Source organism: Schaalia sp. Marseille-Q2122 (genome assembly GCF_903645355.1).
In the GTDB taxonomy this organism is placed as follows: Bacteria; Actinomycetota; Actinomycetes; order Actinomycetales; family Actinomycetaceae; genus Pauljensenia.
Genome location: NZ_CAHJXR010000006.1, coordinates 237392 through 249814, shown reverse-complemented (window position 1 = coordinate 249814; position 12423 = coordinate 237392). Strand labels below are relative to the sequence as shown.

11 protein-coding genes are annotated in these 12423 nt (G+C 59.9%); 6 read left to right on the top strand and 5 right to left on the bottom strand.

Going from position 1 to position 12423, the window contains the following annotated elements; genetic code table 11:
* The first annotated feature begins 174 nt into the window (after positions 1-174).
* Entirely contained in the window at positions 175-576 is a 402-nt protein-coding gene (locus tag HWX48_RS08620) for a hypothetical protein (protein ID WP_254873041.1), read from the top strand.
* Between the two features lie 251 nt (positions 577-827).
* Here HWX48_RS08620 and HWX48_RS08615 read toward each other — a convergent pair whose 3' ends face one another.
* Together HWX48_RS08615 and HWX48_RS08610 are read right to left on the bottom strand one after the other, a co-directional pair.
* The gene (locus HWX48_RS08615) at positions 828-2048 is read right to left on the bottom strand and encodes an AGE family epimerase/isomerase (protein WP_175956589.1); all 1221 of its coding nucleotides are present in this window, start codon (positions 2046-2048) and stop codon (positions 828-830) included.
* A 144-nt stretch (positions 2049-2192) separates the two neighbouring features.
* Positions 2193-2996: a DeoR/GlpR family DNA-binding transcription regulator gene (locus tag HWX48_RS08610; RefSeq protein ID WP_175956587.1), complete on the bottom strand. Its 804-nt coding sequence runs from the start codon at positions 2994-2996 to the stop codon at positions 2193-2195.
* A gap of 171 nt (positions 2997-3167) precedes the next feature.
* On the opposite strand from HWX48_RS08610, the gene HWX48_RS08605 reads away from it, so the two are divergent.
* From HWX48_RS08605 to HWX48_RS08585, 5 genes are all read left to right on the top strand, one after another.
* On the top strand, positions 3168-4472 hold the full coding sequence (locus HWX48_RS08605; protein WP_175956585.1) for a sugar ABC transporter substrate-binding protein: 1305 nt from the start codon (positions 3168-3170) through the stop codon (positions 4470-4472).
* A gap of 77 nt (positions 4473-4549) precedes the next feature.
* Positions 4550-5467 (top strand): carbohydrate ABC transporter permease, encoded by a 918-nt coding sequence (locus HWX48_RS08600; protein WP_254873040.1) that lies wholly within the window; start codon positions 4550-4552, stop codon positions 5465-5467.
* A 1-nt stretch (position 5468) separates the two neighbouring features.
* Positions 5469-6314: a carbohydrate ABC transporter permease gene (locus HWX48_RS08595; RefSeq protein WP_175956583.1), complete on the top strand. Its 846-nt coding sequence runs from the start codon at positions 5469-5471 to the stop codon at positions 6312-6314.
* A 24-nt stretch (positions 6315-6338) separates the two neighbouring features.
* Positions 6339-7199 (top strand): ketose-bisphosphate aldolase, encoded by an 861-nt coding sequence (locus HWX48_RS08590; protein ID WP_175956581.1) that lies wholly within the window; start codon positions 6339-6341, stop codon positions 7197-7199.
* A gap of 40 nt (positions 7200-7239) precedes the next feature.
* The gene (locus HWX48_RS08585) at positions 7240-8526 is read left to right on the top strand and encodes an ADP-dependent glucokinase/phosphofructokinase (protein WP_175956579.1); all 1287 of its coding nucleotides are present in this window, start codon (positions 7240-7242) and stop codon (positions 8524-8526) included.
* 107 nt (positions 8527-8633) lie between these two features.
* Here HWX48_RS08585 and HWX48_RS08580 read toward each other — a convergent pair whose 3' ends face one another.
* The 3 genes from HWX48_RS08580 to nhaC all read right to left on the bottom strand — a co-directional run bounded on the left by HWX48_RS08580 (position 8634) and on the right by nhaC (position 12415).
* Positions 8634-8936, bottom strand: coding sequence for a hypothetical protein (locus HWX48_RS08580; protein ID WP_175956577.1), 303 nt, complete (start codon positions 8934-8936; stop codon positions 8634-8636).
* 133 nt (positions 8937-9069) lie between these two features.
* Entirely contained in the window at positions 9070-10374 is a 1305-nt protein-coding gene (locus HWX48_RS08575; protein ID WP_175956575.1) for an ISL3 family transposase, read from the bottom strand.
* 574 nt (positions 10375-10948) lie between these two features.
* Positions 10949-12415 (bottom strand): Na+/H+ antiporter NhaC, encoded by a 1467-nt coding sequence (nhaC, locus tag HWX48_RS08570; RefSeq protein WP_175956573.1) that lies wholly within the window; start codon positions 12413-12415, stop codon positions 10949-10951.
* Positions 12416-12423 lie beyond the last annotated feature (8 nt).

Here is a 12423-nt window from a genome sequence, read left to right as displayed (position 1 = left end):
GGTGCTGGTGTGGTGAGTCTGGTGCGGAAGGACACGAGGGTGGTAATACTGGGACGCCGTTTGGTACCTGTGTTTGTTCTGGCAGTTGCTTCTCTTCTGGTGGCGTCGTGTGCCGTGACTGTCCCGCCCTCCTCCTCTGATCATGCTGAGTCAGGGGAGTCTTCTGACGGAGCGATGTCCGCGGTTCATCAGGAGGGTGCGCCTTTTCCTGCGGATGTGGAGTATTTGGAGGATATTTTGGCGATTCCTCCGGGGAATACCTTGCCCGCGGGTGCTGAGGTGGTCAGTGTTGAGCCTGCGGTGAAGTTTGCGGAGTATTACGAGGGGGGCTGGGGGTATGTTATTGCTTTTACCGCCGATGAGCAGGCAATACGCGACTATGTTGATGAGAACGTAAGTGTGGGGTCAAGCGCTATTGATAAGTATCCTGTGGCGTCGGGTCCTGGGGATGGGTTGAATGATGTGGAGTTGGAATCGATTTCTCGGCCGTGGCGGATCGGGTTTGGGAATGCCAAGTTGGTGTTGGAGCGTCCGTTGGGTCGTGGCTGGTTGTTGATTCGGGGGGCCCCGCGTTAAAAACCAAGATCAGTGCTGCCCCACAAAATCATTCCGGATGAATCCGGCTTCTATCCTGGAATGCGTGACGTTATGCCTCACCGGCGTGTGTTAGGCCGATGCGGCAGATCCGGACGGCGGCCCCGTCTTATGCTCACCGCGTTGTCATGTGCACACCGGGTAACCCCCAGAAACGACAACAAGCCTCCCATTCGTGGGGCGGTGGGGCAGCTTGAAGTGTCGGCAACTGGGGGCACGGCAGTGCGCCTCCCTTATCCAGCCTGTTCTTTCAGCGCCCAGGCAAAAGCTGGCCGCAGCGGCAGTGTGCCGACGATCATGGCCTGCAGAGCGTGGTAAATGTCGGGCTTGCCCGTCCATGTGCAGGGCGCAGGTTCGTTCCGTTCATTGAGCTCTTCATGCCAGCATCCCGACGGGTCGATGAGGTATCGCTGCGCGTAGTCCCAGTAGTCGGCGATATCGTGCCAGTAGGACTCATCAGCGCTGGTGTGAGCCAAGGCAGCGGCTGCGCCAATAGCCTCGCACAGCACCCAGTGCATGCGCTGGCGCACCACCGGCGTCCCGGCAAAGTCAATGGTGTAGACAAAGCCTGGCGCGCCATCCCTGCCCCAGCCCTCCGCCAGCGACTTGCGGTACAGGTAGGCGGGCAGGACATCAAAGGATGCGGGGTAGTCCACGCCGTGGGCCTGACATTCGGCAGCCACCGTCAGAATCAACCGCGACCACTCCAGCCAGTGCCCAATCGTTGAACCAAAGGGCCTGAAAGCATCGGCGGGAATGTCTTCGTTGTAGGAGAGCATGGGCCGCCACTGCTCGTCGAAATGCTCGGGCAGGCGGTGCTCGTTGGCCTCGATAAAGCCGACCACTCGCGAGCTAATCCGCAGGGCTTGCTTCAATCGCCGCTGGTCTCCATTGGCGGCGAAGGCCGCCAGCAGCGCCTCCACGGAGTGCATATTCGCATTCACCCCACGGTAAGAATCCACCTCCATCGTTTCAGGATCACGGGCGTCAACGACCATGCCCGCTGCCTCATCCCACCACAGCGCATCGAAGGTTTCCAGCGCGCGGGTGAGGAGTGTGTTGGCCTCGTCAATCCCGGCGGCGAGGGCGGAGGAGGCCGCGAGGATGACGAAGGAATGATCGTAGGAGACGCGCATCTGTGAATCGGGCGTCCCGTCAGCGTCAACGGAGGACACCCAGCTGCGCGTGGCCGCGTCGTAGAGGGGGCCGTTGAGGAGGGTGTCAACGCCGTGGCGCACGTAGGGCAGGCAGTCGGCGAAGCCCAGCAGGTGGCCGAGGGCGAAGGCGTGGGTCATGCGTCCGGTGATCCACAGGCGCGTGCCGTAGGAGGGGTCGATGTGGCCCTCATCGTCAAGCCAGCCGAATCCGTAGGATGTGCGGCCGTGGCGCGCGAAATCAATGAGGGCGCGGCTTTCGGTGAGGAAGGCGCTGCGGAGGGTGGGAGGGATCGTCATTTGTCATCTCCATTCAGTGAGCTGCGGGTGGGGGTGTGGCCGCGCGTCTTTGCGTGGCGTGGTGGTCATCATTGACGAGGTCGCCGCCCTCTGCCAGCGTGATGCGGGCGAGGGCGAGGGCGAGGGCGGGGGGCGGGGGGGTGTTTAGTTATCGGGTGTGATGACGGTGACCTCGTGTTCGCGCAGGGCGGCGAGCAGGGGCGCGGGCGGCAGGGTGTCGGTGACGAGGTAGTCGGCCAGGCTGAGCGGGCCGATGGTGGCGAAGAGGCGGCTGGTGAATTTGGAGGAGTCTGCGAGGATTGCGACCTTGCGGGATTGCTGGGCCATTTGCGCGATCATCATGGCTTCGGCGAGGTTTGTCGTGGAAAAACCGCCTTCGGCGTCAACGGCTCCGACGCCGAGGAGGGCGAGGTCGGCCTGGACAGCGACCTGGCCTGCGCCGTTTGGGGCGGAGAAGGAGACGGGGCCGATGGCGACTCGGCCGGAAAGGCGGACGTGGCCGCCGATCATGTAGACGTCGCGGCAGCTGTCGGGGTTGATGGATGTGGGGATGACCAGGGAGTTTGTGGCGATGATGAGTTCGCGTCGGTCGGCGAGGTGGGGGGCCAGTGCGAGGGTGGTGGTGCCTCCGTTGATGAGGAGGACGGTTCCGTCGTCGACGAGGCCGGCGGCGAGGCGTGCGATGGTGTCTTTCTCGTGGGGGCGCAGGCGGGTGCGGTCGTCGAGTTGGGTGTCGTGCCAGGGGATGGCGGAGGTGGACATGGCTCCGCCGTGAGTGCGGATGAGGACGCCTTCGGCGTCGAGTTGGTCGAGGTCGCGGCGGATGGTGTCGACGGAGACGCCGAAGCGTCGCGCGAGGTCGGCCACCGTCACCTGGCCGACTTCGGCGATGTAGGTGGCGATGTGGCTTTTTCGTCCGGCGGGGAGTCGAGGCTGTGCGTCTTCCACGACAGTAGGATAACGCAGAAAAACGCATCTATCTGCATGGTGTTATCGCTTTGTAACCTCATTCCGGTTGCAGGGGGCAATAAGCGGCCATAGGCTCACACTACGGCCTCAAAAAACAGCGAATAGCTGCACAAAATTGCACATCAATGACGATGGAAGAAGGCAGTTCTCATGAAGAGACGACTCGTCGCGCTCGCCGCGACCCTTGGAATGTCAGCAATGGTGCTGACAGCATGTGGATCCTTAACCCCTCAAAGCGGCGCAGCAGAATCCGGCGCGCCCGTCGAACCCGCAGCAGAGGGTACCGTCACCCTCGAGTTCGCCCAATGGTGGGAACCTGAACTCCCCGACGGCTCCTTCCGCGCCCTCATGGACGAATTTGAAGCCGCAAACCCCGGCATCAAGGTCGAACTCCTCTCTGGCCCCTACGCCTCCACGAAGGAACAACTCGTTGCCGGCGCCGCCGCAGGCACCATGCCCGACGTCGTCGGCCTCGATGGCGCATGGGTGAGCGACTTCGTCAAACAGGGCGCCATCACCGACCTCACCGCCCTCATGGGCGAGGCAGGCTACGACGACGCCCAACTCGCCAGCCAAATCAAGGTCGCTGACGCCACCTATATGATCCCCGTGGTCAACTTCGTCTACCCCATGTTCGTCAACCGCGACCTCCTCGATAAAGCCGGTGTCGCGGGGGTGCCCTCAACGCGCACAGAGTTCGCCGATGCGGCAAAGAAGGTGAGCGAGGCCGTCCCCGACGCCTCAGGCTGGGTCATGCCCCTCTCCCTCGAAGCGCCCAACGGCATCCAAAACGACGTCATGGCGTGGGTGTGGGCCTCGGGTGGCTCCATGCTCACCCCCGACGGCAAACCCAATGTCAATAACGAGGACGTCAAGAGCGCCGTCGAATTCATCAAGGGACTGTGGGATAACAAGGTCATCGCCAACGGTGCCTTCACCATGAAGGAACAAGACAAGGTCGAGGACTTCACCAACGGCCGTGTCGGCATGATGATCGACTCCCTGGCCCACATTAACCTCATCCGTGAAGCCAGCCCCGACCTGAAGTTCGAAATCGCAGCCATCCCCGCCAAGGACGGCTACAGCGGCGAACGCGGCATGCCCTACGCCTCGTGGGGTATTGGCGTATCAAACTCCAGCGAGCACAAGGTTGAAGCGTGGAAACTCGTTGAGTTCCTCATGTCCAAGGACGTCAACGCGCGCCTATCCGACAGCGCCCACGCCTTCCCAGGCCACGTTGATGCTGAGCCCGCCTTCGTCAAGGATGACGAGTTCTTCAAGGCGGCCTTCGATATCTGGAACGCTGGACGCCCCGCTAATGAGTTCACCGGCCTGCCCGTCGCTGAAAAGCTCATGCGCAGCTTCGATGAAGAATTCCAGCGCTACCTCAGTGGTGACATCACCGTCGACGAAATGCTCACGACGGTGCAAACCACCTGGGAGGGCGAGTTTTAAGCCCCCTTCCCTGGGGCGAGGATGAGGGCAGCGGTACCCTCGTCCTCGCCCCGAAGGGGAGACTAAAAGGAGTCACTGTGCCTGGACGCTCGACTCAGCCTCGAGGAGATTCCCCGCGCCCCCAGCGTTGGAGGATGCTCGTTCCCTACCTGTACCTCCTGCCCACCATCACCCTCATGCTGGTGCTCCTTGCCGTGCCCATCGTGATGGTCATTCACTACTCCTTGCAGGATGCGGTCATTACCAACCCCAACCCCGTCTTTGTTGGCATCAGCAATTACGCCGAAATCCTTGGCCACCCGAAGTTCTACACGGCCCTGAAAAACACCGCTTTCTTCACCCTGGTCAGCGTCGTCGCCCACATGATTATCGGCCTGGCGTTTGCACTCCTGCTCAACTCTGACAAAGTCTCAGCCATTACGCGCACAATCTTTCGCACGCTATTTGTCCTCCCCTGGCTGCTGACGGTGGCAATCATTGCGATCCTGTGGCGGCTCCTCCTCAACCCCAATGGCGTGGTCAACTACATCCTCAACGCCATCGGCCTTATCAGTGGCCAGCAAGAATGGCTGGCCGACCCGGACATGGCCCTCACCGTCGTAACAGCCATCAATATCTGGGCGGGCTACCCCTTCTTTATGATCAGCCTCCTGGCTGGCCTGCAGGGTATCTCCCCTGACCTTTACGAGGCCGCCGAGGTTGATGGCGCAGGGCCGGTGCGACGCTTCACCAGCATCACGATCCCCCAGCTGCTGCCGGTGTTGACCTCCATGGCGCTGCTCGACATTATCTGGACCTCCCAACAATTCGCCCTCATCTGGATGACAACGGGCGGCGGTCCCCTGGATCGGACAGAAATGCTGGCCACCTACACCTACAAGCTCGCCTTCTCCGACTACGACTTCGCGGCAGCCTCGGCGGCGGCAGTGCTCATCTTCATCATGTCGATGCTGCTGGCCGCCCTGTACGTCAAGAGCCAGAAACTGAGGGATTGAGATGAACCTGTCCAAACGCGCCCGCCACCTGCTGGCTAAGGCTGGGGTCCTCATCGGCCTGACTTGCGGGGCGCTCTTTGCGGCCTCACCCATCGTGTGGATGTTCGTCTCCTCCCTGAAGAAGAACTCCGAAATCTTCGCCACCCCGCCGCGCCTGCTGACGGAAAACTCCAGTTTCGACGCCTACCTCGCGATCTTCAACGACCCGCAAAAGGTCCGCTTCTTCATCAACAGTTACGCGGTGGCGCTGTCAGTGACGCTCCTGACGCTGCTGGTCGCCATCCTCGCGGCCTTCGCCTTTAGCCGCTTCACTTTCCCGGGCAAACGCATCCTCAACGTCATCATTATTTCCGTCCAATCCGTCCCACCCATCACACTGCTCATCCCCTTCTTCGGGCTGATGGTCGCCCTCAAGCTCTACAACACCTACCAGGGTCTGATCCTCACCTACATGGTGTTCACCCTGCCCTACGCGATCATCATGCTGACCGGCTACTTCAACACCCTGCCGCGCGAGCTCGACGAGGCCGCCAAGGTTGACGGCGCAACCTCTTTCGGTGCCCTGTGGCGGGTGCTGGTGCCGATCTCCATTCCCGGCATCGTGTCGGTAGGGATCTACACCTTCATGATCGCGTGGAACGAATACCTCTTCGCGTTGACGCTGACGCGAACCAATGACATGCGCACTGTTCCCATTGGTATTCAACTGCTGATGGGACAACACTCCTACGACTGGAACCAGATGATGGCGATGTCCGTGTTGGGCTCCATCCCCATTCTCGTGCTCTTCATCTTCTTCCAGAGGTACTTCATCGGCGGCATGTCTGCTGGATCGGTGAAGAGCTAAACAACACAACAGGAAGGAACTCCCATGCTCGTAACGGGCGACGCCATTCTCCAGGTGGCACATCAGCACTCTTTTGCCGTCCCGGCATTCAATATTTCCAGCTACTCCATGCTTAACGCAGTAGTGGAAACCTGTGAGGAGCTCAAATCTGCCCACATTATCGCTATCCACCCCGACGAACTGCGCCACATTGGTGTGGACATGCTGCCCGCCATCATCCAAAAAGCGCACCGCTCGTCGGTGCCCACCGCCATTCACCTTGACCACGGGGCAAGCTATGAGCAGGTGCTTGTGGCGATCCAAAACGGCTTCACCTCGGTGATGATCGACAAGTCCTTGGAAACTTGGGAGGTCAACGTCGAACAGACCCGCCGTGTTGTCGAAGCCGCCCACGCCGTTGGACTGTCGGTAGAAGCAGAGCTGGGCACGATTGGCGCCACCGACTCCTACGGGGAGGCCGGAACGAATGACATCGTCTACACCGACCCTGAGGATGCGTTGCGGTTTGTCGAGGCGACCGGCGTGGATTCCCTCGCTGTGGCGATCGGGACGCGCCACGGCCTGTATCCTTCCGACCTGCAGCCTGAACTCAAGCTGGACCTGCTGGATCGTATTAAGGCCGCAGTGGATATTCCACTTGTCCTGCATGGGGGGTCGAATAATCCTGATGATGAGATCCGTCAGGCGGTGCAGCGTGGCATTAATAAGGTCAATATTTCTTCTGACATTAAGGCCGCCTACTTTACGCGCATGCGTGAAGTGCTGAGCGACTTGGGGGTGCGTGAGCCTAATGTCATTGAGCCGCCCTGCGAGGACGCCCTGCGTGTCTGCGCTGCCCAGAAGATTGAGCTTTTCGGGTCGGCGGACACGCTGCGTTTCTTCTAGGGCTGGGCTGCTATCGGAGTGACTGTAAGGGAGTAGGGCGATGAGGTCGGGAGTGGTCCTCGGACTTGGCGGGAACGTCGATTTCGAGGTGGTGTGGGATGCGGAGAGCCTTGATGCCCTGACGCGCGGCTTCGACATTTACGCGGGCGAATGTGAGGCCACGCCCCGCATTGTTGAGGATGAACGAGGGATGCTCGTCGCCCTCCTTCATGCGATCCGCCACCAGAAGGGGATGGAGGTGCGGGTGGTGGACCCGCAGGCCTTGCGCAGTTTCGCCGAGCGTTTCACCTACACCATGACCTTGGGTGGGACGAGCGTGCGTGCTGCGGTGTGCTTGGATCGCCTGGGGGTGGGGTCCCTTGTCCATCTGGTGTCGACGTGCGAGGAATTGCGTTCCCTCCTGCCTGAGAGGGTGTCCTCCGTGTCGAGCGCCCGCGAGGATAGCTTGGACCCGCATGTCATCGTCCAGTATCCGGCGGCACCGACGCTGCATTTCGCTGATGGAAGCCCCGTGTGGGAGGCGCCTGAGAAGGGCGAGGGCGGGCACGCGCTGGCAGCGGGCGAGGGCCGACCCAACCGGGTCATCTTCGTCAATGACCCCGCCAATGAGCGCATGAAAATCTCCCCTGATCTGGGTGAAGCGATTTCCACAGCGAAGGTGGTCGTCATTTCGGGGTTGAACGCCATGACTTCGGAGGAGCTCCTTGCCCGACGTCTCGACACGGTTGAGCGCATGCTCGCCCAGGCGCCCTCGGAGCAGCAGGGCCGTGACTGTATGCTGCCCCCGCCGGGTTTTGCCGGGCGGCCCGTGATCTATGAGGAAGCCGGGTTCCATCATGAGCATCTGCGTCAGCAGGTCCTGGCCAGTGCGCGCCGGTGGGCCACCATTCACTCGATGAACGAGGACGAAGCCCAGCACTACCTCGGCCGCAAGGCCAATATGACCGAAGCGGAGGACCTCGTCAGTCTGATGAAGTCCCTGCGGGTGCTGTCGGGTGTGCGCAATGTCGTGGTCCACACTGCTGACTATGCGGCGGTGATTGGCGAGGATGCTCCGGCGGTAGCGAAGGCCGCAGCGCTGGGCTGTCAGATGGCGTCGACCCGCTTCGCACACGGGGATGGCTTCACGGCCGAGGATTTCCACGCGATGGCTGCGGTGCCTTATTCCCCGGTTGGGCTGTATCTGACGGCCTCACCGGCGGTGCGCAAGGCGGGTGTCCTCATTGCTCCTTCGCATGCGGTGAAGATTGCTGACCCCACGACGATTGGTCTGGGGGATGCTTTCGTGGGCGGCATGGTGTTGTCGCTGTCCCACGAAAGGGGATAGGCCCGTTTGTATGCGGTGTCGGGCCTAGGAAGGGGGTGACCCCGTGGCGAATCCTCCACGGGGCCACTTGCATTTGTTCAGGTCAGGAGAATTGTTCTAGGTGTCTTTCATTTGCAGCCGATGGCAAATTGGTGGCACTCGGGTTCGGAACTGCAGTCTTTCCACTGAGGTGAGACAAAGTCTCGCTCAAGGGTGACAGGAACGTTGAGGGATTGCAGATCAAGGATCTCTTGTTGAATTTCTGGTGAAAGAGCTTTCCAGGGATTTGCTGCGTCTACCGAATCCATGAAGGGGATTTGCCAACAATGCATGGGAATAAGTCGAATGCCAAGGTGAATCGCACCGTCAGTGAAGCGCGCGTAGGAGATATCAGCGGCGCCGGTCCCTACCTTCTGCTCAAGAGCTTGCACTCGTTCGGCGATCTCTTGCTCTGAGAGGGCAGGCTTGGGAAGGATCGGAAGATCAGTCTCGTAAATGTTAATGGCGTAGGCGGCAGTTCCTTGGGGAATACCAAAGAGTCCGCCGGAAAGCGGCTCTTCCGATTTAAGGGTGTAGGTGGGGTTTGAAGCCGCCTGTTTCTAGCAGGCTGCGGATGATGTAGTTGGTCAGGTTGCGAAAGCCCAGAGCGGTGCCGCGTAGGTGTTCGAGGCGACCGTTGATGGCTTCGGTGGGACTGTTACTGGTCTTGGGGTGGTCGAAGTAGGCCAGGATGTCAGTGGCGCGTTTCTTTAGTGTTCGTCCCAGGGTTTTGATCTCTTTAAGGACCTCGGGCACGTCTTTGCAGATCGCGGTGATGAGGTCTTGCATGAGTTGCTTGCCTTTGGCCCTGTCGGGATGGCGGTAGGCGGCCACCATTTTTTTGTGGTACACACCCCAGGTCACCTCAACTTGGGCATGGTCATCGTTGGCAAACAGCGTCTCTAGACGCTTGTGCTGGACAGGGGTGAGCAGGTCGATGCCGGTGTGTAGGGTGCGGCGGGCCTTATACAAGGGATCAGTTGATCGCCCACGGCGTGCGTGGAGTTCTTGTTGAACACGCCGCCGACACTGGTCAAGCGCATCTCCTGCTAGTTTGACGACATGGAAGGGATCTAGCACGGCCCTGGCCTGGGGTAATTCCTCACTCGCGGCAGTTTTGAACCCGGTGAAACCGTCCATGGCCACCACTTCAACGCCCCGACGCCAGGCTTGATCGCGTTCGCTTAGCCAATTCTTGAAAGCTTGTTTGGAACGCCCCTGGACCATGTCCAGCAGCCGGGCCGGGCCAGTACCGTCCCTGACCGGGGTCAAATCGATGATGACAGTAACGTACTTGTCTCCTTTGCGTGTATGACGCCAGACATGCTCATCCACGCCAATAACTCTCACACCGTCAAACCGGGCCGGGTTATTGATCAAGACCTCCAGGCCCTCAGCCACTACAGCGTCGTTAGCGGTATCCCAAGCCACCCCTAGCCCCTGGGCGAGGCTAGCTATGCTCAAGTGCTTGCACACAACCGCTTCCAACGCCCATCGCGCCGCCCGTCTGGACAGGAGTGCTTTGGGGGCTGCTGCTGACTCCATGTTCTGTCGCCACACATGCCCACACTCCCGACAGCGGTACCTACGCAGCCGTACCAACAAACTGGTAGGACGCCACCCAAAAGGCACATGCACAAGCCTTCGCGTCACGCTGTCGCGTACTAGTCCTTGGCAGCCACACCTCCTGCACCAGTTATCCGGCTCTACCACGCGGCATTCGAGCACTGCTCGCTCAGGCTCAATACACTGGCCGGTAACAATGAGCCCAAGGCCGTCCAAACCAGCAAAAGTAGTCAAATCAGGCTCAATGAAGGTAGCGTTGGACATGTTGAGGTCTTCCCGTTGGGTGCTGTGTTAACTCCCATCATCGGAAGACCTCAACGCCTATCCACACACCAACACCCCCGCACTAGCTCACACCCACCCACACCCTCATTTGGGAAGAGCCCCATAACCTGCACAGCAATGCCACCACAAGCAGCTCTCACGCGGGCGAACAAGACGGGGCCATACCCCTGATTCCGTCCATCCCATTAGTGACCCACTACCACACAACAAACCGCAGAAATTCAACAAAAAAGGACGCGACACGCGAAAAGTGCACACACGTGAGCGAGTTGGGAGAATGCTCAGATGCCTACCTTCTTTCTTTTAGAGTGTTGTAATTATGTCTGACTGGCGTGGTCTTGTGAATCTCGCGTATTGGGTGTTTTCTGGATGCGAGGACGGCTCAAATGTTTAGTTTTCATGATTTGATTGAGGTGAAGTTCCTATAAATAGGAGGGTGCTCCCGTGGAGAATCCTCCATGGGAGCAGCCCTATCAAGCCAAGGAGCAGGGCCCTGGTTTGACTTTGAGAGTTTGGCTCTGACGTGAGCAGATAGTGCTCTACTCGGTGTGATCTACTCTGCGTCGGCGAATACCTCCTGCTCCTGCGGGGCAAGTCGGGCAATGCCAATGCCGGTGGCCGCCCAGATGAGTGCGAAACCAATGGCGATCCAGTTCGATACCGCCCATGGCAGGTAGCTGAGTGTGGCGACCCCCAGGGTGCCCGCCATGTAGGCGCCAGCGGAGGTCCATGGCAGGATCGGCTCGATGACGGTCACGGAGTCTTCAATGGTGCGCGACAGGTTCTTGGGGTGGAGGCCTCGTTGAATGTAGGCCGAGCGCAGCATCTCACCGGGAATAAGGATCGACACCTGACCGTTCGAGGTAATACCAATGGTGGCCAGGCCGGTAATAATCGTGGCGCCAATGAGGGCGAAAGTGGATTTCACGCCCGCCAACAGTCGCGAGATCAGCACATCCAAAGAGCCCGACACGGAGATCACGCCCGCGAAGGTGATAGCGCAAAAACAGATCAGCAGGACACTCATCATGGAGTTCATGCCGCCGCGGTTGAGCAGGCGCGTGACATCCTCAATGACAGTGTCGGCGTTGAAACCGCTGGCGGTCACCATCTCCACATTGAAGCCATTAACAGTTGACACAACAGTGTCCTTAAAGGAAATGCCCTGAACAACCATCGCATTAAACATGGCCACCGCAATGGAGATGAGCATGACAGGAATGGTGGGCTTACGCATCATGGCGCCGCCTAGAACGATCACCACCGGTAGGAGCAGCAGAAGAATATTCCAGGTGAAGGCAGCATCCAAGGTGGCAAGAATCGTGTTGACCTTCTCTGGCACAGTGCCGCCGGTCGAGTTCAAGCCAAAGATGAGGTAGACGACGGCGGAGGTAAGGAAAGCCGGAAGGGTGGTCCACAGCATGTGGCGGATGTGGTCGAAGAGGTTCACGCCTGTAGCAACCGCCGCGATATTGGTCGTATCCGACAGGGGAGAGAGCTTATCGCCAAAGTAGGCGCCCGCCACGACCGCGCCAGCAACCATCGCGAGGTTAGCGTTCATGCCCACGGCAACACCCATGAACGCCACGCCGATCGTGCCCGCCGACCCCCACGATGTGCCCGTACACAGGGACACGATCGAGGTCACCACCAAGGCAATAAGAGCCAAGTAGGCGGGGTTAATGATCTTCAGGCCGTAGTAGATGAGCATGGGGATCGTGCCGCCAGCCATCCATGAGCCAATGAGGGCGCCCACCGTAATGAGGATGAGGATAGCGGGCATGGTTTTGGCGATCTTCTGCGCAACCGAGCCAATGATCTCATCCCAGGTGTAGCCCAGCCTCCAGGCGACAATACCGGCGACGATGGCACTTGCGACGAGCAGAGGCTCAACGGGGAGTTCGGCCAGGATGTAGCCAAAACCCAATAGGGCGATGAGGGTAATGACGGGGATGGCAGCAACCGCGACGCTGGGGGTGCGGTGCTCGCGGGTTGTTTCAGCAGGTAGGGGTGTGGACATGAGGCACT